21 protein-coding genes are annotated in these 26655 nt (G+C 63.6%); 4 read left to right on the forward strand and 17 right to left on the reverse strand.

All coding sequences use genetic code 11. The annotated features are described in order from the left end of the window. The 16 genes from fliR to AKG11_RS21875 all read right to left on the reverse strand — a co-directional run bounded on the left by fliR (position 1) and on the right by AKG11_RS21875 (position 15691). Positions 1 to 753: a flagellar biosynthetic protein FliR gene (gene fliR / locus AKG11_RS21800; protein WP_023517399.1), complete on the reverse strand. Its 753-nt coding sequence runs from the start codon at positions 751 to 753 to the stop codon at positions 1 to 3. Beyond that, positions 750 to 2837 (reverse strand): flagellar biosynthesis protein FlhA, encoded by a 2088-nt coding sequence (flhA, locus tag AKG11_RS21805; RefSeq protein ID WP_024270946.1) that lies wholly within the window; start codon positions 2835 to 2837, stop codon positions 750 to 752. Before flhA ends, fliR begins: the two co-directional genes overlap by 4 nt. A gap of 107 nt (positions 2838 to 2944) precedes the next feature. After that, positions 2945 to 3211 (reverse strand): flagellar biosynthesis protein FliQ, encoded by a 267-nt coding sequence (gene fliQ / locus AKG11_RS21810; RefSeq protein ID WP_023516601.1) that lies wholly within the window; start codon positions 3209 to 3211, stop codon positions 2945 to 2947. Continuing rightward, positions 3208 to 3657, reverse strand: a complete 450-nt coding sequence (flgD, locus tag AKG11_RS21815) for a flagellar hook assembly protein FlgD (RefSeq protein ID WP_024270945.1) — start codon at positions 3655 to 3657, stop codon at positions 3208 to 3210. The genes fliQ and flgD overlap by 4 nt, the downstream gene beginning before the upstream one ends. Further along, positions 3651 to 4097, reverse strand: coding sequence for a flagellar biosynthesis repressor FlbT (gene flbT, locus AKG11_RS21820; protein ID WP_024270944.1), 447 nt, complete (start codon positions 4095 to 4097; stop codon positions 3651 to 3653). Before flbT ends, flgD begins: the two co-directional genes overlap by 7 nt. Further along, positions 4094 to 4447 (reverse strand): flagellar biosynthesis regulator FlaF, encoded by a 354-nt coding sequence (gene flaF / locus AKG11_RS21825; protein ID WP_050745443.1) that lies wholly within the window; start codon positions 4445 to 4447, stop codon positions 4094 to 4096. Before flaF ends, flbT begins: the two co-directional genes overlap by 4 nt. A gap of 38 nt (positions 4448 to 4485) precedes the next feature. Then, a complete protein-coding gene (locus tag AKG11_RS21830) occupies positions 4486 to 5544 on the reverse strand; it encodes a flagellar hook-associated family protein (protein ID WP_024270942.1) in 1059 nt (352 codons plus the stop codon). Positions 5545 to 5547: 3 nt separating this feature from the next. Beyond that, positions 5548 to 6960 carry a flagellar hook-associated protein FlgK gene (gene flgK / locus AKG11_RS21835; RefSeq protein ID WP_050745444.1) on the reverse strand — a complete coding sequence of 471 codons (1413 nt, stop codon included), beginning with the start codon at positions 6958 to 6960 and terminating at the stop codon, positions 5548 to 5550. Between the two features lie 44 nt (positions 6961 to 7004). Continuing rightward, on the reverse strand, positions 7005 to 8231 hold the full coding sequence (locus AKG11_RS21840; RefSeq protein ID WP_023515618.1) for a flagellar hook protein FlgE: 1227 nt from the start codon (positions 8229 to 8231) through the stop codon (positions 7005 to 7007). A 100-nt stretch (positions 8232 to 8331) separates the two neighbouring features. After that, entirely contained in the window at positions 8332 to 9006 is a 675-nt protein-coding gene (gene rem / locus AKG11_RS21845; protein WP_023515619.1) for a transcriptional activator Rem, read from the reverse strand. A 281-nt stretch (positions 9007 to 9287) separates the two neighbouring features. Continuing rightward, complete coding sequence (locus AKG11_RS21850) at positions 9288 to 9866, reverse strand: transglycosylase SLT domain-containing protein (protein ID WP_050745445.1); 579 nt, start codon at positions 9864 to 9866, stop codon at positions 9288 to 9290. Next, positions 9790 to 11202: a flagellar hook-length control protein FliK gene (locus tag AKG11_RS21855; protein ID WP_050745446.1), complete on the reverse strand. Its 1413-nt coding sequence runs from the start codon at positions 11200 to 11202 to the stop codon at positions 9790 to 9792. Before AKG11_RS21855 ends, AKG11_RS21850 begins: the two co-directional genes overlap by 77 nt. Further along, positions 11199 to 12536, reverse strand: a complete 1338-nt coding sequence (gene motC, locus AKG11_RS21860) for a chemotaxis protein MotC (RefSeq protein WP_050745447.1) — start codon at positions 12534 to 12536, stop codon at positions 11199 to 11201. Before motC ends, AKG11_RS21855 begins: the two co-directional genes overlap by 4 nt. A gap of 4 nt (positions 12537 to 12540) precedes the next feature. Next, the gene (locus AKG11_RS21865; RefSeq protein WP_023515230.1) at positions 12541 to 13764 is read right to left on the reverse strand and encodes a MotB family protein; all 1224 of its coding nucleotides are present in this window, start codon (positions 13762 to 13764) and stop codon (positions 12541 to 12543) included. Beyond that, complete coding sequence (locus tag AKG11_RS21870) at positions 13761 to 14414, reverse strand: FliH/SctL family protein (protein WP_050745448.1); 654 nt, start codon at positions 14412 to 14414, stop codon at positions 13761 to 13763. Before AKG11_RS21870 ends, AKG11_RS21865 begins: the two co-directional genes overlap by 4 nt. Positions 14415 to 14728: 314 nt before the next feature. Further along, positions 14729 to 15691, reverse strand: coding sequence for a flagellin N-terminal helical domain-containing protein (locus AKG11_RS21875; protein ID WP_050745449.1), 963 nt, complete (start codon positions 15689 to 15691; stop codon positions 14729 to 14731). A 774-nt stretch (positions 15692 to 16465) separates the two neighbouring features. Between AKG11_RS21875 and AKG11_RS21880 the strand changes: the two genes are divergently transcribed. From AKG11_RS21880 to glf, 4 genes are all read left to right on the forward strand, one after another. Then, on the forward strand, positions 16466 to 20545 hold the full coding sequence (locus AKG11_RS21880; protein ID WP_050745450.1) for a beta strand repeat-containing protein: 4080 nt from the start codon (positions 16466 to 16468) through the stop codon (positions 20543 to 20545). Between the two features lie 180 nt (positions 20546 to 20725). Beyond that, positions 20726 to 22774: an O-linked N-acetylglucosamine transferase, SPINDLY family protein gene (locus AKG11_RS21885; protein ID WP_050745451.1), complete on the forward strand. Its 2049-nt coding sequence runs from the start codon at positions 20726 to 20728 to the stop codon at positions 22772 to 22774. A gap of 47 nt (positions 22775 to 22821) precedes the next feature. Further along, a complete protein-coding gene (locus AKG11_RS21890) occupies positions 22822 to 24114 on the forward strand; it encodes a DUF6250 domain-containing protein (RefSeq protein WP_050745452.1) in 1293 nt (430 codons plus the stop codon). Positions 24115 to 24126: 12 nt separating this feature from the next. Further along, positions 24127 to 25284, forward strand: a complete 1158-nt coding sequence (gene glf / locus AKG11_RS21895; protein ID WP_050745453.1) for a UDP-galactopyranose mutase — start codon at positions 24127 to 24129, stop codon at positions 25282 to 25284. A 79-nt stretch (positions 25285 to 25363) separates the two neighbouring features. Here glf and AKG11_RS21900 read toward each other — a convergent pair whose 3' ends face one another. Continuing rightward, complete coding sequence (locus AKG11_RS21900) at positions 25364 to 26545, reverse strand: flagellin N-terminal helical domain-containing protein (RefSeq protein ID WP_024270502.1); 1182 nt, start codon at positions 26543 to 26545, stop codon at positions 25364 to 25366. Positions 26546 to 26655: the final 110 nt, after the last annotated feature.

The raw sequence follows: 26655 nt of genomic DNA on the forward strand, positions 1-26655 counted from the left end.
CTATTCCCCCCGGAAGACCGGGGTGAAGCCGGCCGCAAAGATCTCGAGCAGAGAGGAGATGCCGAAGTAGAGCAGGAGCAGCCCCCCGGTGATGATGAAGGGCAGCGAGACGAAATAGATCGGGATCTGCGGCGCCAGCTTGTTGATGAGGCCGACGGCCACGTTGAAGACAAGACCGTAGAGGATGAAGGGGCTCGCGAGCCTCAGCATGATCATGAAGGTCTGGCTCAGCGTATCGGTGAGCGTGATCAGCGCGCCCTGCGGATTGAAGCCGGCACCGATCGGCATGACATTGTAGGATTCCACCAGCGCCCGCATGACGACATGATGGAAATCCAGCATGAAGAGCACCATCAGGCCGGCAAAGGAAAGCAGGTTCGTCAGCTGGTTTTCTGCCGTGTCCTCAAGGACATCGGGCGTCGGCGGCGCATTGAAGCCCATCATCATCGTCAATACCGTGCCGGCAAATTGCAGACCAAGCACATAGTAGCGGGCGATGAGGCCGATAACGGCGCCCGTCAGGGTCTCGAAGACGATCAGCGAGAGATAGCTGTCGAGCGAGCCCGACGTGCGGGGGTAGATCGTGTCCCACAGGATCGGCAGCACCGCCATGGAAACCGCCACCGCAAGGAACAGACGGATCTGTACGGTGAGGCGCGCGGAAGAGAAGCCCGGCAGCAGCATGAAGCACCCGCCGACACGGCAGAAGGCGGCGAACAGCGCCAGCACCGTGCCCTGCGGGTCCGTGATCATGAAATGGAGCCGAGGATCTTGATCTCGATGCCCTTGGCGAGCTCGACATGCGAGAGAACCGGCAATGTGGCGAAGAGGCGCTCGATGATCATGCGCACATAAGAGCGGGATTCGGGCGACGTGACCAGTACAAAGGGCGTGCCGCGATCGAGAAACTCGCGGATAACCCGGGTTGCCTGCTCGGAAAACTCCTCAAGCTGGCGCGGATCGATATCGAATTCGACGATTTCGCCCTTGGTGTCGCGCTTGAGCGCCTGGTGGAAGACCATGTCCCACTTGTTGCCGAGGCGCAGCACCGGCAACACGCCGTTCTCCGCAAGGTCGCCGCAGATCTGCTGCGACATGCGGATGCGCACGTGCTCGACGATCTGCTCGGTCTTGCGCACATGCGGGGCAAGCTCGGCGACCGCTTCCAGGATGAGATGCAGGTTGCGGATCGAGACGCGCTCGGCGAGCAGCAGCTTGAGGACGGCCTGAAGGCCGGAATAGGACATGTGCGACGAGCAGATCTCGTCCGCGAGCTTGCGGTATTCCGGATCCAGGCGCTCGATGAGCACCTTGACGTCCTTGTAGGACAGGAGCTGCGGCAGGTTGTTGCGGATGACTTCGGACAGGTGCGTGAGAACCACCGAGACGTTGTCGATCGGGTGGAAACCTTCACGGCGCAGGTCGTCTGCGAAGGTTTCAAGGATCGACACGGCCGGCATTCCGAAGGCGGGCTCGCGGATATCGTCACCCGGCACGCTCGGCTTGCGGCCGCCGCCGGTGACGACGAGGACTTCGCCGACGCGCACGATGTTGGATGCGATCGTCGTGCCATGGATTCGGATCTGATAGGACTTGTCCGGAATGGAGATGTCGTCCGACACCTTGATTTCCGGCACGACGAAGCCGTACTGCCCAGCAAACTTCTTGCGCATCTTGCCGACGCGGAAGGCAAGCTCCTGATGCGCGCCGAGAAGGCGCGTGGAGACCTGCTTGCCGAGCAGGAGCTCGATTTCGGCAGTCTTCAGCACCGACTTGACCGAATCCTTCTCCTGGTCGCGGCTCTGCTGGACCTGCTGGGCCTCCTGCTCGCGCTTGACGCGGTTTTCCTCGGCAATGCGGCGCGGAATAATCCAGGCGCCGAAGGCCATGAGGCCGCCCAGTGCCATGAACGGGAAGAACGGCAGGCCCGGCATCAGCGCCAGCAGGATCATCAGGCCGGAGGCGACGAAGAGCGCGCGCGGATAGCCGGACAGCTGGTTGACGACGGCCTGGTCGGTGGAGCCCGCCGTGCCGCCGCGCGAGACGATAAGGCCGGCGGCGAGCGAGACGATGAGGGCCGGGATCTGCGAGACGAGGCCGTCACCGACCGACAGCTTGACGAAGACGTCAGCGGCTTCGCCGAGCTCCATGCCGTGGCGGAAATAGCCGATGATGATGCCGCCGAAGACATTGATGGCGGTGATGAGCAGGCCGGCAATGGCATCGCCGCGCACGAATTTCGAGGCACCGTCCATCGAGCCGAAGAAGGAGCTTTCCTCTTCCAGTTCGCGGCGACGCAGCTGCGCCTGCTTCTCGTCGATGAGGCCGGCCGAAAGGTCGGCGTCGATCGACATCTGCTTGCCGGGAATTGCATCGAGGGTGAAGCGGGCGCCGACTTCCGCGATGCGCGTCGCGCCCTTGGTGATGACGATGAAGTTCACCACGATGAGGATCATGAAGACGATGATACCGATGACGAAATCACCGGACATGACAAGGCTTGCAAAGCCGGCGATCACCCCGCCCGCGGCATCGTGTCCCTCGTTGCCATGCGAGAGGATGACGCGCGTCGTCGCGATGTTGAGCGCGAGGCGCACCATGGTCGCGATGAGGAGAACCGTCGGGAAGGACGAGAAGTCGAGCGGGCGCTGGATCCACAGCGCGACCATCAGGATCAGCACCGAGAAGGCGATGGAGAACGCCAGCCCGATGTCGATCATGAAGGCCGGGATCGGCAGGAAGAGGATCGACAGGATTGTCAGGATGCCGACGGCGAATGCGATATCGCGGCCGCTGGGGCTGACCTTCGGAAGGTTTATTGCCGGTACTTGCGCCATCTGAATGCGTCCCGTCTCGTCATGAGAGGCGGCGGCGCGTCACACGCGTCGCCCATTTCATCTCATGACCTACCCGGCGAAGCTTGCGCGAGGGTGGCAGGAGCGGACTAGAAGCCGCTTTCTATTCGGGAGAAGACGATGTTCGTGAAAATGGAGATCTGCGAGCCGATGAACGGGGCAGAGATGGCGATCGTCACGAAGATCGCCAGGATTTTCGGCACGAAGGTGAGGGTCATTTCCTGCACCTGGGTCAGCGCCTGCACAAAGGCAATGGCGACGCCGACGATCATAGCCGCAAGCACGGCCGGGCCGGAGGCCACGACCACCGTCCAGATGGCGGCTTGCGCTATATCGAGGGCGTCTGCCTCATTCACGTTTCGGGATCACTCGCCTTGGGTTCGCTGATCTTCACGCCGGGGCCGATGACGAGGGTCTTGCCCGAATCAAGTGTCGCGACGATGCCGTCATTGTATAGCGTGACTTCCTTGACCACGCCAGAAATCTTGCCGTCCTCGCTGGTAACGGTGCGACCGATGACGGAGTTGGCTTCTTGCAGCGAGGTGCGCTGCAGCAGGCTTTCCAGGTTCTTGTTCGTCTTGATGGTCTGCTCGACCTGAGAGAAGGTCGCGAGCTGCGCCATCTGCTGGGTCGCGTCCATCGGCTCGGTCGGATCCTGGTTCTTCATCTGCGCCACGAGCAGCTTCAGGAAGCTCTCGTAGTTGATGGTCGCCGACTTCTCGTCGGTGCCGGATTCGGCGCCGGTGACGGTCGGAGTGTAGGGCTTTTCTGCCGCCGATGCGGCGCCGACGGGCGTTACCATGGTGCAATCTCCCTGCGGATCTGTTCGATCGTGGCCGGTGCCATTTCCTGGTTGTTGAGGATGCGATCCTCGATCGGGTAGAGCGCGCGGATCGCCTTCAGGGCTTCGAAGGCGCGGCCCTGCGTGACCAGCGCGTCGACGCGCTTGAGCTCCGCCAGCACTTCCTCGTTCTTGAAGCACGAGAGCAGCATGATCACCGACTTGCGGAACATGGCGATCGACTGTTCGGCGCCTTCCGGATTGATCAGCGACATCTGCGCGATGAAATAGAGCTGGCGAAGCGGCGTGGTCGCCTGTTCCGGCTGCAGGACGTGGTTTTCCAGAAGGAACGTGACATCGTTCAGGAACTCGATCGCGACCTTGCGATCGACCCTGAGAACTGCGCCGTTGACGAAAATGCGCTCACCAGACTTCAGCGATATACGCAGTGTACTTTTCATTTTATGCCATCCTTGATGATGGTGGTGATGTCGATGATGCCCTGGAAGTTCGAGGATTCGCGTTTGCGGAGCTTCTCGATTTCCTTGAGTATCCAGATGGCGATGGAGATGAGGTTGGCTCGCAGCTCCGCTTCGAGCTGGTTTTCCGAATCTCCGAGATCTTCGATGAAGCGGATCCAGACGCGGCGCGTGAAGTAGATCGCCTCGATAGCCTCCCGGCTCTGGTTGCCGCCATCGCTGGCCATTGCCGCTTTCAGGAGCGCAATCGACCGGTCGAGGACCTGCCGTTCCCGATCTTTCGAGACGGCGACGCCTTCCTCCATGATCTCGGCATATGAAAACTGGTACATTCAGACATCCTTCATGTGTGTCCGTACCCTCTGGTTCATCAGAGGTAGTTCAGTAGGCTCAGGTTCTGGATCCTCGACGTGAGCGTGTAAGCGAGAGAAAGCTGCGATTCGAGTGTGGTTACGCGCGTCGCCGCTTCGTAGGTATCGATGCCTTCCATGTCCTTGATGCTGGTGCTCAGGATGGTGACCTGGGCATCGAGCGATGTATTGGCCTGGCTGACGCGTGCTTCGGAAATGCCGAGCTTCGAACGCTCGCCATCGACGCCGGAGATCGCGCGTCCCATGTAGTCGATCGCGGCATCGCTGACGGTCTTGCGGGCCTGTTCGCTGATGCCGAGCGACAGCATTTCCTGGCCGATGACGAGGCCGAGCGCCATGTATCGCATGCCGTCGACATTGGTGTTGGTCGAGCTTTGCACCGTCTCGGCAGCGCTGATGCGGCTCTGCATGTTCTCGTCGGACGCATTCGACCAGTTCGTCTGCCAGTCCACCGGGTCCATGAAGCTGGTTTCAAGACTGTCGATGAAAGCCTGCATATCCGTCGCCGAAATGGCCGCGACGGCCGGATCGGTCTGCGGAAAGCCGAAATGCGCGGCAAACGCGGCATCGAAGGCGACCTTCGCATCCGAGGCCGGCGACGTTTCCAGATAGTCCTTCAGCGGCATCACGTCGGTATTGATGCCCGCGAAGAGATACTCGCCGCTGAACGAGGTGTTGGCAGCCGAGGTGAAGGTGGAAAGCGCGTTGCCGAGGTTTTCCTTGGCGAGATCCAGCTGGTCCTGCGAGGTGATGCCGGAAAGCGCAATCAGCACGCCCATCGCGTCGTTCGCCGCCGTCGACATCTGGCCGAGCGCCTCCTGCGAAGCGGCGAGACGCTGCGTCGTCAGCGCGTTTGTGCTCTTCAGCGATTCCATGCGCTGGAGATCGCGGTGCAGGTTCAGCGTGCGCGCGGTCTTGGCACCCAGTACGGCGCCGACATCGGCATGACGGCCGGTGACCGTTTCTTCCTGGAGCTGCAACATCTCCTTCTGCGCGCTGGCCACGGTGAGCCGCATCGCATTTTGAAGGGACATGTTGGAAACAAAAGAAGTCTTCATAACTTACCCCGCCGCCTGGAGGAGAGAGGCGATCATCTCATCGACCGCCGCCACGAGTTTGGCCGACGCCTTGTAGGACTGCTCGAGATCGAGCAGCAGGGCCAGTTCCTCGTCGAGGCTGACGGCCGTGACGTTAAGAAGCGCTTCCTGAGTGCGACCGAGCAGGGCAGACTTGTCTCCACCCGCCGTCGTCGCCGCGCTGCGGATCTCTTCCAGCCAGCCGACCGAACTGCTGGAAAAGGAAAGCAAGGTCGTTGTCGTTTCGATGGACGCGTCCGGATCGAAGGACATCGGTGCCTCGAAGGCCGACGCATAGCCGTTCAGAAGCTCGGAGAAACTGGCATTGTTGTCCGTGTTGTAGACGGCGTTGATCCCGTCCCGCAGCTTTGTCGGGTTTCCGCCTTCGCTGGAGATGACATCGGGATTGACCCTGATGACCGCAGCAAGACCCGGATCCGTAACAGCGGGCAGGCCGTTGCTGATGAAGAGCCCCTCGACCCCGCCTTCGGAAAACACCTCGATCGCACCGCGCGCGATCTCGTCGAGTTGCTTCTGGAAGGTCGGCGCGACGTAGTCGCGAACCTGCAGCAGGGCGGCGATCGACCCTTGTGCGCTGGTGTTGCCGCCGGCGCCCGCCTGGACCGGCACCCCGTCGATGAGGACCTGGTTGCCGTCGACGGCCGCGGTGAAGGTGGTCGTGGGCAGGAAGCTCACGGTGCGCGGCACCGTTTCGAACAGGACCGTGCCGTCGCTGGTATAGAGCGCAAGGTCATTGTTCGTGCGGTTGACTGTCGTAACGCCGATGAGACCCGAGATTTCGGTCAGCAGCTTGTCGCGCTGGTCGAGCGCGTCGTTGACATCGGTGCCGGCAGCCGTGCCCTGGCGGACCTTGTCATTGTAGGTCTTGAATTCCGTGAGCAGGCGGTTGAGTTCCCCCACCGCCGTATCGATGTCGGCATCCGCCTCCGCCCGCAGCTTCTGCAGGGCGTTCGACGTGCTGTTCAGCGCATTGGCAACGTCGATCGCATCCGACACCACCGTCTCGGCGAGCGAGACTTCGCTCGGCTTGTCGGCAAAGGTCTGGAGATTGTCGCGCAGTTTCGCCAGATAGGTGGAGGGGGCGAGTTCGTAGTCCTCGCCGCCCATCATCATCTTCATCTGCGTCAGACCGGCCAGGAGTGTTTCCTGGCCGCTCGACTTGGAGATCGAAAGCAGGTTCTGCTTCAGCAGCGCCTCGTTCTGGGCACGCTGCGTTTCCACCACGGTGGCACCGGAGGACGCCGTGGCGAGGATCGCCGCGCGGCGCGCGTAGTTCGGGTTGCTTGCATTGGCAATGTTCTTCGACGCGACGGCCGATTGCAGGCCTACGTTGGAGAAACTGGACTGAGCAGTCTTCATTGCTGCTGAAAGCGACATCGGATCTACCTAACTCTCGAATGCACGCGCGGCGTCATGCCGGCTTATCTCTTCAGATTGACGAGGACTTCCATCAGCTCGGAACCGGTCTGGAAGACCTTCGAGTTGGCCGTGTAGTTGCGCTGCGACTCGATCATGCTCGTCAGCTCTTCGGCGATGTCGACGTTGGAGTCTTCCAGCGCGCCGGAGATGATGGTGCCGTAGCCGCCATTGCCGGCGTAACCCATGACGACGACGCCCGAATCGCTGCTCTGCGAGTAGACGTTGCCCGGCAGCGGCTTGAGGTTGTCCGGGCTCTGCACGTTCGCCATCGCGATACGGTACTTCGGCGCAAGGTCGCCGTTCTCGTATTTCAGGTAGACGATGCCGTCGTCGCTGATCTCGTAGCCGGCAACACCGCTCGGGCCGATGCCGTCGATGTCGCCCTTGGCCGCGAAGTCCGCCGCAAGCTGCGTGCTGCCGCCGGTGGCGCCGCCGATGGAGATTTCCAGCGGGTTGAGCACGCCGCCGCCGATGGTCGTGGGACCGGCGAGCGTGATGTCCGTCGGAGAGACGAGCTTGCCGTTCGTGTCAAAGGTCAGGGTCGTCGCGGCCAGGAGCGGCGTGACCGTGCCGCTGTCCGGATCGGTGTAGCTGACTTCCAGGCTCCACTCGTTCGGCGTACCGGTGGTGGAATACTTGAAGTCGAGCTTGCGCGTGTTGCCGAGGCTGTCATAGGCGACGAGCGAGGTGGTCTTGGAGAAGGGATCCTCGGCATTCGACGGCAGGTTGGTGTGCAGGTAGCCCTTTTCGGACGCCTTCACGTTCAGTTCGCCGGATGCAAGGTTGATCTGCTCGAGACCGGCAAAGCCGTTGATGACGATCGTCGGATCTTCGGTCGAGGAATAGGGGTAACCCATCAGCGTGAAGCCGGACGAGTTCTTCAGCGTACCGTCGTTCATCGGCGTGAAGGCGCCGGCGCGCGTCATGTATTCGACGCCGTCGGAACCCTGGACGATGAAGAAGCCCTTGCCGTTGATGGCAAGGTCGGTCGCCGAGGTCGTGTAGGTGAAGGTGCCCTGTGCGGAGATGGAGTACCGCACGTCCGTGTTGACGCCACCGGAATTGTAGGCACCGCCAGTGGAGGGCAGGATAAGGGAGGAGAACTGGGTTCCGGCCTTCTTGTAGCCGGTCGTGTTCGCGTTGGCGATGTTGTCGGCAACGGTGCTCAGGCGGTTCGCCTGTGCGTTCATGCCGGAAACACCCGTTCTCATCGTACCGTAGAGGCTCATGTCATTTCCCCGTTCGTCTCGTCACTACGACCCTATGGGACGGGCCTTGCGTGAAGCTGGCTGCCGGGGTCCGCCTTCCCCGCCAGCCGGCAATGTCGTGTCAGCTCTGCCAGTCGATGCAGTAGCCAAGGAAGCGCTTGGAATCGATCGGGTCGAAACCGAGCTTCTTGCGCAGCTTTTTCCGCAGCTTGCTGATGTGGCTCTCGACCACGTTCTCCTCGACGTCCTCGTCGAAGATGCCGTAGATCGCGTTGAAGATCTGGGTCTTGGAAAGCCGGCGGCCGCGGTTGGCGACCAAGTATTCGAGGATGCGGCGCTCACGGCGCGGAAGGGGGAAGACGTCCCCGGTGATTTCGGGATCGCGGCCATCGGAGAAGACGCGGATCGGACCGATATCGGTGTAGTTGGACAACGCCTTCAGGCGGCGCCGGATGGCCGCCGCACGGGCCAGGATTTCACGCGGATGAACCGGCTTGCGCACGACATCGTCGACGCCGCTGTCGAACAGCGCAAGGGTGGTTTCCAGGGAGGGCGTGTCGCTGACCGCGATCACGGGGGCCTGCGAGCGATCACGGATCGCGCGCGGCAGCTCCATGGAGAGCTGGCCCTGGCCGATCAGGAATGCCTCGACCGCATCGATGTCCGAATCGGCAGCGGTATTCACCCACTCGCCGAACTCACGGGGATCGAACCCCGTCGAGGGCACGCCCTCGCGACCAAAAAGAGAAGTATAGCCGTCTTTAACGAGCTCGCGCTCATCAACCACTACGATCATTCGTCCGCCTCCGAATCAGTGTGGTGCCTCGTTCAGGCAGTGGTACGAATCGGGCGAATCACCGGCAACTAGAGGAAGTGACTGGGTGGAATTAACAGTTGATTAAGAATTGCGTGCCGATTTGATCTATATATAGTAGGTTAATTCGGATTTTGCCACAATTTTACGGTGGAAAAGTTAACAAAGGTTAACGCTTCGCCTTGTCATCCCAAAACAGGGCGCATTCCTGCCACAATACGGCACAGGCCCCATCAAGGTCGAAATCTCAACTTTTAATAGAATTACTGACAGAACTGTTTCGCGTTCGCCGTCCAGCTTCCATAGCCCGTCGCGACCAGGTTTGCGATCACCCGGCAGACGTAGCGCTTCTGCGCGGGGTCATTGTTGGGACCGGCGTGATAGCGCGCCACGGCCATCGTCCAGGTCTCGTGCCGGGCGTGCAACCGCGCGAGGAATGCCGCCGCATACTCGACATTCTTGCGCGGGTCGAACATTTCCGCAGGCGAGGAAAACTGCTCGCCGTGGAAGTAGTGGTTGATCTGCATGCAGCCGAGATCGATCAGCTTGGCGCCCCGCGCCCGTGCTGCCTCGAAGGCCTGCAGGGCGTCCTGCCGGTCGCGGCCGAAGAAGGCCTTGCCTTCGATGTTCATGGCATAGGGTTGCAGCGAGCCCTTCCGGCCGGTCTCGGTGAGACCGACGGAATAGAGGATGCCGGCGGGGATGTCGTATTTCGCGGCCGCGGCCAGGATTTCCCGCTCGCACGCCCCGACGGAGGCTTCCGCGTCAGAGATAGACACCACCAGAGCGCTGAGGCTGGCCGCCAGCAAGGCCAGGAGCGTTGTCCGACGTGGTGCCTTCATGGGATGCTCCCTCGTGTGAAAAATTGCCTGCGCCCTCTCCATTGCCCCCCTGACGGCCATTGCCGCCCTCGCGGGCCTGCGGCTGGTTGGAGAACTGCTGTTGCTGCTGGCTCTGGCTGTCACCCTGCTGCGCATTCGAACTCCTGTCGGCCGGCGCGAGCTGGACGTTGACCTGATCGACGGCAAAGCCCTGCCCGCGCAATGCGCGCACGATGGCGTCCTGATCGTCGGTGAGCTGGCGATAGGCCTCGCCCGTCTCCACCTGCAGCGAGACGACGAGATCGTCGCCATGCAGGCGCAGCGTCGCCGTGACGAGACCGAGCTCGATCGGATGCATCTGGATCTTCAGCGTGTTGACAACCTTGCCGGTCGCTGCGGCCTCCGAGTGGCTGAGCCCGCCGGTGGCGCTCAGCGACGCCGCCCATTGCGGGTCCTGCGAAATCGCCGTCGTCACGGCAGCCGCGTTGCCGGCCTGAGCAAGACCGATATAGCGGCGCGCATCGACCACGGTCACCGTCTCACCCTTCGGCCCGGTCGGGGTGGCATCCCGGAAGGTCGCACGATCGCCCTTGTCGGAAAGACTCATGTCGAGGTCCCGTCCCTTGCCATCGGCACGGATCAACCGGAAGAGCTGATCGGTATCGGACTGCGGCACCTCGCCGGCATCTGCCACGTGGGCTCCGTCGGCCTTGGCAGCAGCGTCGGCATGGGCATCGACCTTGGCCGATCCCTTGCCGCCCGTCTGTGCTTTTCCATCCGCCCCGGCGCCCGGAACGCCAGCCTTGGCGGCCGCCTCCAGCGACACTGCATTCGGCGCAGCCAGCATTTCGAGAAGATTGCCGACATCCGTCCCGACTTTCGGCGCAGCCTCCTGCGTTCCGTCCGCCGCCGCAGCGTCCGCGTCCACGGCCGCCTCCTCATCAAGGTGCGCGGCGGTCTTGCCATCACGCAGTTCGCCCTGTGTCTTGCGTCCCTGTCGGCTCGCCGCCTCCAGCAAGGCAGCCGCCTTCTCGTCGAAAGGCCTGTTGTCGGCTTCGGCGGCATCCACCGCATGCTTGCCGGCGGCCTCCGCCGATGCCGCCGCATCACGGCGCCCGAGCTTTACACGGGTCTGATCCGTTTCTCCGCCGTCCTGCTCACCGCGGACGGCTGCACCGGAAATCGACAGCCGCGCGCCCTTGCGCCCGCCGTCGCCTTCGCGCCCCGAAAGGCTGGCGATCGCACTGGCGAAACCGCCCTCTTCCGAAGCGCCGGCGCTTTGACCGTGGCTGGCCTTGCTCTTCCCGGGTGCCTGTCCCTGCACGACGCCCAGAACTCCACTACCGATGGTGCTCAACTGCCTTCTCCTTTCAAGAGCGCGTCGATTTCGTCGAGCTTGGACCTGCCGCCCGAGACGAATGTATCGAAGGCCGGGTCGATGCCGGCGCTTTCTGGCTGCTCTTTCTTTTCCTGTTCCGGCTCGACCGCAGCGGCGACCGGCTTCTCTTCGCCACCCGCCCGCGGATCCATCGCCCGGTCTGCCAACTCGGCTTCGCTCAGTCCATCGGACGAGGCGTCCTCGGCCTGCTGCACGGGCTTGGCGAGGTCCGTCTCGGTCTGCGTCTCCGCCGCCACGGATACCGCCGGTTCGCGCAAGACCTCCTCGGCCACCGCGCGGGCCGCCGCCTTCAAGGCGCGGTCCTTGGTCGACAGTTTGTCGTCGGGAATTGCGATGATCGATTCCATCGCCTCCGCAACATCCCCTGATGGCACCGAGGCAAGGCCCGAATAGAGGTCTGCCAGCACCTTCGGCACGCTCTCCCCGTCGCCGGACAGCACCTGAGCCCGCTCGGCGGCAAGCGAAGCAAGCTTGTTCTTGCCCGAGATCGCCGCAAGGCGCGCCATACGCAGATAGACCTCGCGCTGGCGCGGCACGTCCATGAAGGAGAGGATTTCAAGGATGTCGTCCTCCTTGATCGCCTCGAAGTGATCGACCGCCAGTTTTACGAAGAGATCCGCGAACTGGCTGGCATAGGGCGAGCGCAGGTAGCGCCGTGCGTAGCGGTTGGCATAGGCCATGCTCTTGTCGATCCAGTCCGCCTCGCTGGCGATATAGATCGAGCGGCGCAGCGCCGCCTCCTCGACGATCGTGCCGGGGGCAACGAGCCGCGCCCAGTCGAAATAGGTAAGCGCGAGTGCCGGGTCCTTGCGCATGACCGAATTGGCCGACACCAGCGCCAGATAGGGGCCGACGCGCGAGCGCTTGTATTCCGGGAAGATTTCCGCGAGCGACTTGACGCTCTGGGTGCCGCGGCCGCTGAGGTAGCTGCGCAGGGCATCGGTCAGGCGGGAATCGAAGTGCCCGTCGACATCCTTCTTGATGAGCACTTCCAGCGTCTCGGGGTTGCCGCCGCTCATCGCATAGACGAGCGCGGCATCCACGTTGCGCGGATCGTCGAAGAGCGCGGATTCCCCCGTTCGCAGGCGCTCATCGATGGTGCTCAAAAGGAAACGCTGCATCTCCATTGCCGAGTGATCGCCAAGCGCCACCGTGTCCTGCACATATTGCAGAGAGCGGATCATCTTGTAGGGCGCAAGATCGTCGAGGTCTTCGGCGCGCGCGGGTGCGACGGCAGAGAGCGCTGCGCACAAGACCGTACCTGTCAGGAGAAAGCGCCGCAAGAAACCCATGGCGTCAACCGCCCTCGGCCTGGATAAGGATTTCGATACGGCGGTTGGCATCGGCCATCGGATCGGCCGGAACCTTCAGCCGCCGATCGGCAAAGCCGGTCACCTGACTCACGCGCTTCTCCTCAAGGCCGCCGCGCACCAGCATGTAGTAGGCGCTTTGCGCACGATCCATGGAAAGCTTCCAGTTGTCGTTCTTGCCACCGGCGAAGGGACGCGCATCGGTATGGCCACGGATGGCAATGGCGCCCGGCCGGCCCTCGAGGACCTTGCCGATCTTCTCCATCGCCAGCACCATTTCGCGCTTGGGAACGGCCGAACCGACATTGAACATCGGCGTGTCGAGCTGGTCGGTAAGGCTGACGAGCAACCCACCCTCGGCCGGCGTCACGCTGAGCCCCTCGGCCAGCTTGCCAAGCGTGCCGATCTGCTCCGCCAGCTGTTTCTTCAGTTCGTCAGCCTTCTTTTCCTCGGCGGTCTTCTTCTCGTCTTCCTTGGCCTTGGCAGCCTCGGCAACGGCCTTTTCCGCTTCGGCCTTCGCGGCAGCAGCCTTCTCCGCCTCTTCCTTGGCGAGGGCTTCCTTCACGGTGTCGTCGCTCGCGGCCGCCATCTGCTGGCCGGTCTTGCCCTCGCTGCCGGCGTCCGTCGCCTGCGAGATCTCCACCTGCTGGGTCCAGAAATCAGGGTCGAACGGATCGCGATAGGCTTCGCCGCCATTGGCGCCGGTCGCCGGGCCGGACGTGGCCGCCCCGCCCTCGCCCTTGGCGCTGACATTGGCCTGCTGGCCGACTTCCTGTGCGATCTCCGACAGGACGGAATAGGGGTTTTCGAAGAAGTTGGCCTCGGAATACTTCGCTTCCTCGCCGGCCGTCGTCTTCTCGTCCTTGCCGCTTTCCGCGCCGTTGCCGCTCGCCTGCTGCTGGCCCTGCTCCTTGGATTTATCCTGTGTCGCCTCGCCTTCAGCACTGTTGGCGGGCTTCTTCACCGATTTGTCGGCCGGCTTGTCGTCGGTCAGCTTGATCGGGTTGAAATAGGAGGCGACCGAGGCCTGCGTCTTCTCGTTTGCGGCATTGACGAGCCACATCACGAGGAAGAAGGCCATCATCGCGGTCATAAAGTCGGCGTAGGCGATCTTCCAGGCGGCCGAATGGTGGTCGCCCTCATGATCGCCATGGCGTTTGACGATAATGATCTCGTTCTTGCCGTGGTGGTGATTTTCGCCTTCGCTCATGCAAGCACCTTGCGTACGGTGTCAGCCCAGGCCGCCAGCCGCGTTACCAGGACGGTTTCGCCGAACTCCACCGTCAAATCGACATCCTGCATCTCGACATGCCGGAAGACCGGCGCGGGTTCGTCGAAATGCGATTCCAGTTGCTGGAAGAGGTTTGCCGGCCCCTTCACGGTTATCGTCATGCCTTCGTCGCCCTGCAGGCCCTCGATGATCATGCGGGCGAGATCGGCGACAGCCCCTCTTGCCAGCACGTCGTTCATCACCGGCGCCAGAACCTCGGCCGTATCGGCGGCGACGCGCTCGGCCACCTCGCCCGTCAGCGTGGAAAACCGCTCGGCAAGGGCACGGGCGTAATCCTTCTCGTAGCGCGCCTTCAGACTGTCGAGTTCAGCCTGGTGCGCCTCCTTGAGGGCTGTGATCTCGGCATCATGCTTGCTGCGAAGCTCCGTTTCGGCTTCCGCCTTGCCATCCGCAAAGGCCTCGGCGCGTTCGGCGGCCAGGTCCACCGGCGGCTCAGCCGGCGGCATGGCAAACGCCTGTGCCGCAACGCCGCCCCCCTCGTCGCCAAAGGACGGCGGCTGGAAGGTGGGCATCTTGGGGCGCGGCGGCGCGCCGAAATCCTTGAGGTAACGGGCGAGCTGCACGCTCATCGCGCATCCTCCCGTCCTGCCGCGTGCCGGACGAACGCAGGAACGGCCCGGCGGGAACCCCGCGGACCGTTTTGACGCTCGCTCTCGAAAACACTGGAACCTGACACCACCGCTGACCTGTCTCCTCGGACACGCACCTTCCGCAAGACGCAAGGCACACAATCTTCCTGATCGTGCCACCGAGCCTAGGGCTCCAAACTTGTGCGAGGATGAAGATGAAAGGTGTTGGGCCGCGCCAGGGCAAATAGCGCGGCCCAACCGCCCGCCTCGGCCGATGACCAACGGCCAGGGCGGAAGAGAAGAATTCACTGCCCTTACTGGCGGAAGAGCTGGAGGATGTTTTCGGCGCTCGAATTGGCGATCGACAGCGACTGGATGCCGAGCTGCTGCTGCGTCTGCAGCGCCTTCAGGCGGGTCGATTCCTCGTTCATGTCCGCATCGACAAGGCGGCCGATGCCCTTGTCGATCACATCATTGAGGCTGCCGACGAAGCTCTCCTGCATCTCGATGCGGCTGCTGATGGCGCCGAGCGTGGACGCCGCGTTCGTGAGGTCCTTGAGAATATCGTCGACCACGCTGATCATGTCGTCGAGATCGGCATAGTCGGTGTTGCCGTCGATCTCGATGGGATCCCCGGAGGCCACCGGATCCGATGCGATCAGATAGTATTCCCGGGCGGTGCCCGTCGGATCGTCCACCAGTTCATCGGCGTCGATGGGCCGGGTGAGGTAACCCCGCGTGGGGTCCTGCACGTCGATCAGCACGGAGTTCTGGGTGTCGAAATCGAGCGTGGCGACCTTGACGTTGCCGCTCGCGGTTCGAACGAAGGAGGCGACGACGGATTTGACGCCGAGCGGATCCGTGCCGGAATTGTAGAGCCAGTTCTCACCGGAGAAGGAGGCCGACTGGGCGGCCGAGACGAGCTGGTTCTTCAACTCCTCCAGTTCGTCATTGATCTTGTTCTTGTCGACGCCCGGCTCGCGGGCGGCCACCAGCTTGGCCTTGATCTCGCTCATCACCTCGATGACGTTCTCGAGCGCCGTATAGGCGGTATCGACCTTGGCAGCACCGAGGCCGAGAGCGTCGGCGACGGTCGAGATGGCGCGATTGTCGGAACGCATCGTCGTCGCGATCGACCAGTAGGCGGCATTGTCGGCGGCGGTTTCGACGCGCATGCCTGACGAAACGCGGCCCTGGGTGGTTTCAAGTCCGTTGTCGATGGAACGGAGGGTCTGCAGCGCCGCCATGGCGGCGGAGTTGGTCAATATGCTGGTCATTGGCACTTGCCCTGAAAAGGAATTGTCGGGGACATGCCGGAGTGAGGCGGGGACCGGTAACGACGAAGGGCTTCATGCATCCGGCGCCGCTCGTTTGCCCTGGGCGCCAGTCCGTCGTTCTTAACAAAGGGTTAATGCTGAATGGTTAACAAATGGTTAACGCAGGAGATGCGACAGCAGAAAGATGAAAATACAGTTTATTTCCCAAAGCCAGTTTTCGCCGTTTTTGAAGAAAGGCGACGCTACGGGGCTCCTTCCCCCATCGTCCTTTCACGAGGCGCCGTGCCGTCCCCGGACACGCCGCACTACAACCAGCACGCTTCCACACCGAGGGCCTGCCTATCGGGGGATGGGGCAAGGTGGGATACAACCTGCGCTGCGCGCCTGTTAACCCAAAATTAAAAGCTGCCGATTAGAACTTAACGTGGTCGAAAAGGGCTGGCTGGGGCAATTTTTCTGCCCGGCTCGGTCTGCCCTGAAAAAGCATAGCCAATGGATGGCGTTTGCGACCGATGGCGTAGGGATCGGGGCTGCCATCAGCCCCGCGCATGATGCCCTTCCAATGCGCTGGCTCGTTCGAGCCATGTTTCATGTGACATTGTTTTCGTCCAACCGGACGTCCGGACCGTTAGCGCCGAAGATGGCGCTCGACCGAGCGGTATACGGCGGGTGCTTTGCGCGCCTGGGGACCCGAGGAGAAGATCGAACCTCTTCCCGCACGGTCGGTGGAACGAAAACGACGTTTGTCATCCGCTAACACAAGGGCGCGCGTCCATGACTTCGATTATCACCAATCTGACTCCCAGCCAGATCCGGAACCTTTCCACGAATGCGATCCAGCTCCTCAACACCGAGGACGTTGCGGCACTGACCTCCGAAAAGGTCGCGGCGCTCAGCGCTGCCCAGCTCAACGCCTTCACGTCGACGAGCCTGCTTTCCTTCACCTCGGACCAGATCGGCTCGATCGCCGTCAAGTCCATCGCCGGCCTCAGCGCCGCGCAGATCTCGTCGCTGACCTCCGGCCATATTACGGGCCTCAAGGCCACCCAGGCCGCGGCGCTCACCAGCGCGCAGGTTGCGACCTTCACCACGGACGAAATCGCCGTGCTGAACTCCTCGCAGATCGCAGCCCTCGGCTACCAGGTCCTTTCCACCATCGATTCCGCGGAAATCGCGCTCTTCACCACCGATGAGCTCGGCGCCATCAACGTCAAGGCAATCGCCGGCATCACCACAGCCGCCCTCGCCGGCATCGCGACGGCGAGCATCGCCGCCCTCGGTACCGCACAGATCGCCGTCCTCTCCAGCGGCCAGCTCAACGCCCTCTCCACCGGCCAACTCGGCGCCCTCACCACCGGCCAGCTCGCCGGCCTGACGGCAAAGCAGGTTGGCACGCTCTCCTCGACGCAGATCGCCGCTCTCAGCACCGCCCAGATCGCATCGCTCTCCAGCGCGCAGCTCAGCGCCTTCACCAGCGGCCAGGCTGCAGCCCTGTCGACGGGCCAGATCGCCGCCCTCACCTCCACCCAGGTCGCCGGCCTCAGCGGTGCGGCAGTCAAGACCCTCGATTCGGCGGAGCTTGCCCTCTTCAGCACGGACGAACTGGCAGCCATCAACGTCAAGGCCTTCGCCAGCCTCGACGCCGCCGCCCTCGCCGGCATCGCATCGGGCAGCATCGCCAGCCTGAACAGCGCGCATGTCGCCGCCCTGACCAGCGGGCAGGCTGCAGCCCTGTCGACGGCCCAGATCGCCGCCCTGACCAGCTCGCAGGTCGCAGCGCTCAGCGCCGCCGCCCTGAAGACCATCGATTCGGCGGAACTGGCCCTGTTCAGCACGGATGAACTGGCCGCCATCGGCGCGAAGGCCATTGCCGGCCTCGACACCGGTGCCCTTGCCGGCATCACGACCGCTGCCGTCGGCGCCCTCGGCACCGGCCAGATCGCAGCCCTCTCCAGCGCTCAGCTCAACGCCCTGTCCACCGGCCAGGTCGCCGCCCTCGGCACAAGCCAGCTTGCCGGCCTGAGCGCCAAGCAGTTCGCGACGCTCTCCAGCGCCCAGGTTGGTGCCCTCAGCACCGGCCAGATCGCTTCGCTGAGCAGCGCCCAGGTCGGCGCCCTGACCAGCGGTCAGGCAGCGGCCCTCTCTACGGCCCAGATCACCGCCCTCACCAGCTCGCAGGTTGCAGCACTGAGTGCAGCCGCTCTCAAGACGGTCGACTCGGCGGAAATCGCCCTGTTCAGCACGGATGAGCTGGCCGCCATCAACGTCAAGGCTCTTGCCGGTCTCGAAGCTTCGGCTATTGCCGGCATCACGACCGCCGCTATCGCAGCCCTCGACAGCAAGCAGATCGGTGCCCTCACCAGCACCCAGCTGAACGCGCTGTCCACCGGCCAGCTTGCAGCCCTCACCAGCGGCCAGATCGCCGGCCTGAGCGCCAAGCAGATCGCGACAGTCAACAGCTCGCAGATCGCAGCCCTCAGCACCGGCCAGATCGCCGGCCTGTCGAGCGGCCAGATCGGCGCCCTGACCAGCGGCCAAGCAGCGGCTCTGTCGACGGGCCAGATTGCAGCCCTCACCAGCTCGCAGGCTGCAGCGCTCAGCGCCGCGACCATGAAGACCATCGACTCGGCGGAACTCGCGCTGTTCAGCACGGATGAGCTGGCGGCCATCAACGTCAAGGCTCTCGCCGGCCTCGACGCCGCAGCTCTCGCCGGCATCACCACGGCTGCCATCACCGCCCTCGACAGCAAGCAGATCGGTGCCCTCACCAGCACCCAGTTCAATGCCCTGTCGACCGGCCAGCTCGCAGCCCTGACGACCGGCCAGCTCGCAGGCCTGAGCGCCAAGCAGGTCGCCACGATCAGCTCGACGCAGATCGCAGCCCTCAGCACCGGCCAGATCGCCTCGCTGGGCAGCGCCCAGATCGGCGCCCTGACCAGCGGCCAGGCAGCAGCCCTCTCGACGGGCCAGGTTGCAGCCCTCACCAGCTCGCAGGTCGCAGCCCTCAGCGCCACCGCGCTGAAGACCATCGACTCGGCCGAACTCGCCCTGTTCAGCACGGATGAACTGGCTGCCATCAACCTCAAGGCCCTTGCCGGCCTCGAAGCCTCCGCTCTTGCCGGCATCACGACGGCCGCCATCGCAGCCCTCGGCAGCAAGCAGGTCGGTGCCCTCACCAGCACCCAGCTGAATGCGCTCTCCACCGGTCAGCTCGCAGCTCTCTCCAGCGGCCAGATCGCCGGCCTGAGCGCCAAGCAGGTCGCCACGATCAACTCGACGCAGATCGCAGCACTCAGCACCGGCCAGATCGCCGGCCTGTCGAGCGCCCAGATCGGCGCCCTGACCAGCGGTCAGGCAGCGGCCCTCTCGACGGGTCAGGTTGCAGCCCTCACCAGCTCGCAGGTCGCAGCCCTCAGCGCGGCGGTCGTCAAGACCCTCGACGCGGCGGAACTGGCTCTGTTCAGCACCGATGAACTGGCCGCCATCAACGTCAAGGCCCTCGCCGGCCTCGAAACCTCGGCTCTCGCCGGTATCACGACGGCCGCCATCGCAGCCCTCGACAGCAAGCAGGTCGGTGCCCTCACCAGCACCCAGCTGAATGCCCTGTCGACCGGCCAGCTCGCAGCCCTGACGACCGGCCAGCTCGCAGGTCTCAGCGCCAAGCAGGTTGCCACGATCAACGGTTCGCAGATCGCAGCCCTCAGCACCGGCCAGATCGCCTCGCTGGGCAGCGCCCAGATCGGCGCCCTGACCAGCGCTCAGGCAACGTCCCTGACGACCGGCCAGATCGCAGCCCTGACAAGCTCACAGGTCGCAGCGCTCAGCGCCGCCGCCCTGAAGACCATCGACTCGGCGGAACTGGCCCTGTTCAGCACGGATGAACTGGCCGCCATCAACGTCAAGGCCCTCGCAGGTCTCGAAGCTTCGGCCCTCGCCGGTATCACGACGGCCGCCATCGCAGCCCTCGACAGCAAGCAGGTCGGTGCCCTCACCAGCACCCAGCTGAATGCCCTGTCGACCGGCCAGATCGCAGCCCTCGGCACCGGCCAGCTTGCAGGCCTCAGCGCCAAGCAGGTTGCAACGATCGACGGTTCGCAGATCGCAGCCCTCACCACCGGCCAGATCGCCTCGCTGGGCAGCGCCCAGATCGGCGCCCTGACCAGCGGCCAGGCAGCGTCCCTGACGACCGGTCAGATCGCAGCCCTGACGAGCTCGCAGGTCGCAGCGCTCAGCGCCGCCGCCCTGAAGACCATCGACTCGGCGGAACTGGCTCTGTTCAGCACCGATGAACTGGCTGCCATCAACCTCAAGGCCCTCGCCGGCCTCGAAGGTTCGGCCCTCGCCGGCATCACCACGGCCGCCATCGCAGCCCTCGACAGCAAGCAGATCGGTGCCCTCACCAGCACCCAGCTGAATGCCCTGTCGACCGGCCAGCTTGCTGCTCTCTCGACCGGCCAGATCGCCGGCCTGAGCGCCAAGCAGATCGCAACGGTCAACAGCTCGCAGATCGCGGCCCTCAGCACCGGCCAGATCGCCGCTCTCGACTCCAAGCAGATTGCGGGCCTGACCAGCGGCCAGATCGAGGCTCTGTCGACGACCCAGGTCGCGGCTCTGACCAGCTCGCAGATCGCGGGCCTCAGCGCAGCCGCCATCCAGGCGATGAGCTCGGAAGACATCAAGACCTTCACGACAGACGAAATCGCTGCAATCGGCCTGAAGGCCCTGCAGGGCCTGGCCACCGAGGACATCGCAGCCCTCGGTTCCGCCCAGATCCTGGCCCTCAAGGCCGAGCAGATCGCCGCGATGAACTCGGCACAGGTCGAAGCGGTCATCCAGGCCTACGCCGCGATCTAATCCAGACATGCAGCGGCGCGGTCCACACCGCGCCGCTGCTCTTTCTTCCGCCCCCTGCGGCGGCCTTCCCTTCCCGCAAAACGACCAGCCCGACGCAAGTCAACTCCGATAGCAAGGCAGACGAGCTCCTTTCGAGCCGTTCAACCGCCCGGCCAGCAGGCCCCCTTGCCGCAGGATGTCATGACCGTCAGCACCCCCATTCTCGCCGATCCCGCCGCATCGTTCCTCAACATCCTCGGACGGGCCCGCAACCAGCAGCTTTCGCTGGCCGAGCTGTTCCAGATGACGGAAGGCCTGACGGCGGCCGGGGCGACGGCGCAGGCGGGCGAACTCTACAAGATCTGGATCGCCTTCAACGACAGCAACCCTTTGCTGCACCTTGCCTATTTCAATTATGCGGTTGCACTCTCGAAGGCCGGCGATGCAGCCGGCGCGCTGCAAGCCCTTCGCGCCGCGGTGCGCATCAACCCGCAATTCGGGCAGGCGCATATCAATCTCGGCAGGACGCTCGAAGACTGCGGCTTGACGGGACAGGCCGTACAACAATGGCGCATCTATGCCGATGCGACCGCCGACGTCACGCCGGACAGGATCAGCAATCGCCTGCTCAGCCTTCAGCATATCGGCCGCGTTCTGGAGGGCACAGGACATCTGGAGGAGGCCGAGGCCGCCCTCTGGCAGGCCATGGAGCTGCAGCCATCGCGTCCCGAGGCGGCACAGCACTGGATCTCGCTGCGCATGCGCCAGTGCAAGTGGCCGGTCTTCACGCCCTCCCTCCACGTCACGCCACGTCATTTCATGGATGCGACCTCGTCCATGACGATCGCCTGCTACACGGACGATCCCATTTTCCACCTGGCAAAGGCCCATCGCTACTGCCGCACGAATGTCGGCCGCCCGGCCGATGTCCAGGACTTCGCGCGCAATCCGGTGCAACAGAAATCCGGAACCGGGCAGCGGCTACGCATCGGCTACGTCTCCTCGGACCTGCGTCAGCACGCAGTCGGTTTCGCGCTCAGCGAAGTGCTCGAACTGCATGACAAGGCGAGTGTCGAGATCTTCGCCTATTATTGCGGCGACCCGGCGCCTCTCGACCAGACCCAGGCACGCATCAAGCAGGCTGTCGACCATTGGCGCGACATCACCGCGCTCAGCGACATCGACGCCGCCCGCCAGATCGCTGCCGACGCGATCGACGTGCTCGTCGACGTCAACGGCTATACTAAGCATGCCCGCACCAAGATCTTCGCCTACCGGCCGGCACCCGTCATCGTGAACTTCTGCGGCTACCCGGGCACCGTGGCGAGCCCCTACCACCAGTACATGATCGCCGACGAGCATATCGTGCCGCCGGAAAACGAGATCTACTACACCGAGAAGGTCCTGCGCATCGCGTGCAACCAGCCGGTGGACCGCAAGCGTGCCGTCTCTCCGCGCCCGACACGCGCCAGTGTCGGCCTGCCCGAAAACGCCTTCGTCTTCGCGAGCTTCAACGGCATGCAAAAGATCACCGCCGCCTGCTTCGGGCGCTGGATGGCGATCCTCCTTGCAACGCCCGGCAGCGTATTGTGGCTGCTTGCCGGCGACGACAGCGTCAACGAGCGCCTGAAGCAGATCGCGACCCAGAACGGCGTTGCGCCGGAGCGCATCATCTTCGCCGGCAAGGCACAGAACCCCGACCACCTCGCCCGCATCGGCCTTGCCGATCTCTTCCTCGACACCTTCCCCTACGGCGCCCACTCGACGGCGGCCGACGCCATCACCCAAGGCCTGCCGGTGCTGACCATCGAGGGCAAGAGCTTCGCCTCGCGCTTCTGCGCCAGCATTGCTTCGGCTGCCGGCATTCCCGAGATGATCTGCTCCGGCCCGGATGACTACGTGCACAAGGCCGTCGCCTTTGCCCGGAACCCGGCAAGCCTTGCCGCAGTGAAGGGCTCGCTCCAGCGCCAGCGGGAGACCTGCGCACTGCGCGACATGCCGGCCCTTGCCCGCCGCCTCGAAGCGCTGTTCTGGCAGATGCAGGGTGACGCCGAACGCGGTGAAACGCCGGTGCCAGACCTGCGCAACCTCGACGTCTACTACGAAATCGGCGCCGAGCTTGCTGCCGCCGGGATCGAGTTCGAGACCGACGAGGCCTACCGGCTGCGCTACCGTGAGGCACTCGCCCGCCTCGATGAACACGCCCCGCTCTGGCCCGATGCCCGCCTCTGGCCCGCACCGGCCCCCTGACCCTTAGGCCCGCCCGCAATCCTGAAGTTCTGAATGACGAGGACAGCATGACCCCCGTAATCCTGGTGACCTTTGCCGGACGGCAGAAGCGAATGGAAATCCTCACCCAGTATGTCCGCCGGGCGATGGATCTCGGGATCATCGACGAGTGGCACATCTGGGACTTCACCCGGTCGGCTGAAGACCATGCCTGGGTGAGCCGGGAGTTCGGCCCGGTGCGCTACATGGGCTCGAAAGTGCCCTACCAGCCGGTCGGGGGCGTTTCGCGCCAGGCCTCGTTCCGCACCAGTGCCCGCATCCGGCACGACCTGCACATCACCCTCACCCCGCATGACCGGCCGAACGACCACTATGAATTCGTGGTCGGCGGCTGGCGGAACACCCATTCGGCGATGCGCAAGATCCCGCGCGAAAAGCTGGAGAACCCCGAGCGCGGCGACGATGCCAACCTGTGGAGCGCGCCGACGCCCGGTGTGCTCTCTCCCGGCCGGCCGAACGATGTCGTGCTATCACTCGATGCGGCCGGCGCACCGACGCTGCGCGTCAACGGCGTGACCATCGGCAGCTGGCCGGAACTCGACTTCTCTGCCGGCGCGGGCGTGCAGATGCGTGGCGGCTGGGGCGCGGACCTCGAGCTCTGCGATGCCGGCACCGCCACGCGGCGCTATATCGGCAATCCGAACGAGCAGATGCCCTACTGGCAGGCCTACGACTATTATGCCACGCGGCTGGAGGCCTTCTCCGATGCGGTGTTCCTGAAATGCGACGACGACATCGTCTATCTTGACATCGACGAACTTGACGGCTTCATCCAGTTCCGGCGGAACAACCCGCATTACTTCGTCGTCTCGGCCAATGTGGTGAACAACGGCGTCTGCGCCTATTTCCAGCAGGCCGCCGGCTCCATTCCACCCGTTGTCGGCCATTTCGAGTTGCCGCCGGGCGGCTTCGGCGGCAGCCTCTGGGAGAGCGCCGAGCGGGCCGTGAAACTTCACGACTTCTTCCTCGGCCAGGGCGGCAGGCCGCTCGCCCTTCCGGCCAGGGTCGTCGACTGGACGGAGCGGCAGTCGATCAACTTCATCGCCTGGCTCGGCCGCGATCTCGTGCACATGGCCCTGCCCCAGGGCGACGACGAGCACGCACTGACCATCGGCGTTCCGACGCTCCTGCAGCGCCCGACGGCAATCTATTCGGACTTCACCGTGAGCCACCTGAGCTTCGGTCCGCAGGAGCGCGGATGGGACCCAAGCCCGCTCGTCGAGGCCTATGAAGTGCTCATGCGCGAACGCCTCTTTCCGGTTGACGAGGCGCCGCAGCTCGCCCTGCGGGCGACAGGCTGAGGGCCGGGTTCCATGCGCATGAAGGAAAAAATCCTCATCGTCGGCGCCGGCCTTTCCGGCGCCGTCATCGGCCGCACGCTTGCCGAGGCCGGCTACACTATCGAGATCGTCGACCAGCGAAACCATATCGGCGGCAACTGCCACACCGAACGGGACGAGGCGACCGGCGTGATGGTGCATGTCTACGGGCCGCATATCTTCCACACGGACGACACGGAAGTGTGGGACTATGTGAACGGTTTCATGACCTTCATGCCCTACAAGAACCGCGTGAAGGCGACGAGCGGCGGGCAAGTCTATTCGCTGCCGATAAACCTGCATACGATCAACCAGTTCTTCGGCAAGAGCTTCCGGCCGGACGAGGCGCGCGCCTTTCTGGAAGAGCAGGCGGACAAGACGATCACCGACCCGCAGACCTTCGAGGAGCAGGCACTGCGCTTCGTCGGGCGCGACCTCTACGAGGCCTTCTTCAAGGGCTATACGCAGAAACAGTGGGGTTGTTCGCCGACCGAGCTGCCGGCCTCGATCCTGAAGCGCCTGCCGGTGCGCTTCAACTATGAGGACAACTATTTCTTCCACAAATACCAGGGCATGCCGGAGACCGGCTATACCGAGATGATCGCGCGGATCCTCCATCATCCGAACATCACGGTGGCCCTTGAGACCGGCTTCCGGCGCGGCGAGAAGACCGGCTACAGCCATGTCTTCTATTCCGGTCCGCTCGACGGCTACTTCGACTACGAACTCGGCCGGCTCGGCTATCGCACGCTCGATTTCGAGCGCTTCACCTATGAGGGCGACTATCAGGGCTGTGCGGTGATGAACTATGGCGACGTCTCGGTGCCGTACACCCGTATCACCGAGCACAAGCATTTCTCGCCCTGGGAGAACCCCGCGGGCTCGGTGTGCTACCGCGAATTCTCGCGCGCCTGCGAGCCGGACGACATTCCCTACTACCCAATCCGCCTGGTGGACGAAAAGGCGCAGCTTGCCGACTATGTCGCCCGCGCGGAACAGGAGGCCGACGTTACCTTCGTCGGGCGCCTCGGCACCTACCGCTATCTCGACATGGACGTGACGATCCGCGAGGCACTCGATACGGCGCGGCTCTATCTCTCCCGCCGCGCGGAGAATGCGGCAATGTCGACCTTCCTGCACCCGCCACTCTGACGCGGACCAGCCAAACGAAAGAAGGCCCCGGATAGTCCGGGGCCTCCTGGGAACCGTGAAAGGTCCTGTCGTTTTCCGATTAACGGAAGAGCGTGAGGATGCTTTCCGAAGCCGAGTTGGCGATCGACAGCGACTGGATGCCCAGCTGCTGCTGCGTCTGCAGCGCCTTCAGGCGGGTCGACTCTTCGTTCATGTCGGCGTCAACCAGACGGCCGATACCCTTGTCGATGGATTCCGTCAGCTTGGAGACGAACTCTTCCTGGAGATCGATGCGCATGCCGAGCGAACCGAGGTCGGCGGCCGCGCTGGTCATGTCTTCGAGCGCCGTGTCGACCATCTGGATCAGGTCGTCGAGTTCGGCACCAGTGGTGGTGTTGGTGATCGTGAAGCCGGAAACGGTGGCGTCCGGAATGGTGGAGGTCGCCGTCTGCGTTTCGTCGATGGCCCACACAGCACCGCCGCTGTCCGTCGCGAAAATCTCGTGGTCCGTTGCACCGGACTGATCAACCGCAGCAACCCACGTATCATCGGCGACCTTGACGTAGCCGGCAAAACCGTTCGTGCCGCCAGAAGCCACGACACCGAGGGAGTCAAACGTCGCACCGTCTGCGATGACCTCAGCGGTCGTGTAGCGAATGACATTGTAGGTGTCGGTCGTACCACCGATGTTGACGTTGACGGCCACGCCGTTGCCGTCAATGGCGGTTTCGCGGTCGAGGATACCCTGCTTGCCGCCGGTCGAGTCGAACAGGACCGTGGTCGCGTCGAGGTCGTAATCGACCTTCTTCACCGACACATTGCCGCTGGCATCACGAACGAACGACGCAACGACGCTCGTCTTGGTGCCGACATCCGCCTTCAGCCAGTTTTCGCCGGAGAAGGAGGCAGCATCGGAGATGCTGACGAGCTGCTGCTGCAGCTGGGTGATTTCTTCCTGGATCTTGTCCTTGTCGACGCCGTCTTCCGTGGCGGCGACCAGCTTCTTCTTGATTTCCTTGACGACTTCGACCGAGGAATTCATACCGGCATAGGCGGTATCAACCTTGGCGGCACCAAGGCCGAGGGCGTCCTGAACGGCGGAGAGTGCCATGTTGTCGGAGCGCATGGTGGTCGCGATCGACCAGTAAGCGGCGTTGTCGGACGCGCTACCGACGCGCAGGCCCGAAGATACGCGCGCCTGCGTTTCTTCCATGCTGCTGCTGATGGAGCGCAAGGTCTGGAGCGCGGACATGGCCGCAACGTTGGTAAGAATGCTCGTCATAAGAGTACTTGCCCCTGATTGGCTGAACGATAAGGGACATTCCGGGTTTCACCGGGAGCGGCAGTCAGCATCATGCCCACTAAATCCTTGATTTTTCAAAGATCAGTTTG

The sequence above is a fragment of the Shinella sp. SUS2 genome (assembly GCF_001262505.1).
Lineage (GTDB): Bacteria > Pseudomonadota > Alphaproteobacteria > Rhizobiales > Rhizobiaceae > Shinella.

What these genes read in the sequence shown, in the direction of transcription:
- flgK (WP_050745444.1), bottom strand. Translation starts at nt 6,960, where the DNA reads ATGTCGCTTTCAGCAGCAATGAAGACTGCTCAGTCCAGTTTCTCCAAC.
- AKG11_RS21840 (WP_023515618.1), bottom strand. Translation starts at nt 8,231, where the DNA reads ATGAGCCTCTACGGTACGATGAGAACGGGTGTTTCCGGCATGAACGCA.
- flhA (WP_024270946.1), bottom strand. Translation starts at nt 2,837, where the DNA reads ATGGCGCAAGTACCGGCAATAAACCTTCCGAAGGTCAGCCCCAGCGGC.
- AKG11_RS21865 (WP_023515230.1), bottom strand. Translation starts at nt 13,764, where the DNA reads ATGAGCGAAGGCGAAAATCACCACCACGGCAAGAACGAGATCATTATC.
- flbT (WP_024270944.1), bottom strand. Translation starts at nt 4,097, where the DNA reads ATGAAAAGTACACTGCGTATATCGCTGAAGTCTGGTGAGCGCATTTTC.
- rem (WP_023515619.1), bottom strand. Translation starts at nt 9,006, where the DNA reads ATGATCGTAGTGGTTGATGAGCGCGAGCTCGTTAAAGACGGCTATACT.
- AKG11_RS21880 (WP_050745450.1), top strand. Translation starts at nt 16,466, where the DNA reads ATGACTTCGATTATCACCAATCTGACTCCCAGCCAGATCCGGAACCTT.
- motC (WP_050745447.1), bottom strand. Translation starts at nt 12,536, where the DNA reads ATGGGTTTCTTGCGGCGCTTTCTCCTGACAGGTACGGTCTTGTGCGCA.
- AKG11_RS21870 (WP_050745448.1), bottom strand. Translation starts at nt 14,414, where the DNA reads ATGAGCGTGCAGCTCGCCCGTTACCTCAAGGATTTCGGCGCGCCGCCG.
- AKG11_RS21850 (WP_050745445.1), bottom strand. Translation starts at nt 9,866, where the DNA reads ATGAAGGCACCACGTCGGACAACGCTCCTGGCCTTGCTGGCGGCCAGC.
- AKG11_RS21890 (WP_050745452.1), top strand. Translation starts at nt 22,822, where the DNA reads ATGACCCCCGTAATCCTGGTGACCTTTGCCGGACGGCAGAAGCGAATG.
- AKG11_RS21830 (WP_024270942.1), bottom strand. Translation starts at nt 5,544, where the DNA reads ATGAAGACTTCTTTTGTTTCCAACATGTCCCTTCAAAATGCGATGCGG.
- AKG11_RS21900 (WP_024270502.1), bottom strand. Translation starts at nt 26,545, where the DNA reads ATGACGAGCATTCTTACCAACGTTGCGGCCATGTCCGCGCTCCAGACC.
- fliR (WP_023517399.1), bottom strand. Translation starts at nt 753, where the DNA reads ATGATCACGGACCCGCAGGGCACGGTGCTGGCGCTGTTCGCCGCCTTC.
- glf (WP_050745453.1), top strand. Translation starts at nt 24,127, where the DNA reads ATGCGCATGAAGGAAAAAATCCTCATCGTCGGCGCCGGCCTTTCCGGC.
- flgD (WP_024270945.1), bottom strand. Translation starts at nt 3,657, where the DNA reads ATGGTAACGCCCGTCGGCGCCGCATCGGCGGCAGAAAAGCCCTACACT.
- AKG11_RS21885 (WP_050745451.1), top strand. Translation starts at nt 20,726, where the DNA reads ATGACCGTCAGCACCCCCATTCTCGCCGATCCCGCCGCATCGTTCCTC.
- AKG11_RS21875 (WP_050745449.1), bottom strand. Translation starts at nt 15,691, where the DNA reads ATGACCAGCATATTGACCAACTCCGCCGCCATGGCGGCGCTGCAGACC.
- flaF (WP_050745443.1), bottom strand. Translation starts at nt 4,447, where the DNA reads ATGTACCAGTTTTCATATGCCGAGATCATGGAGGAAGGCGTCGCCGTC.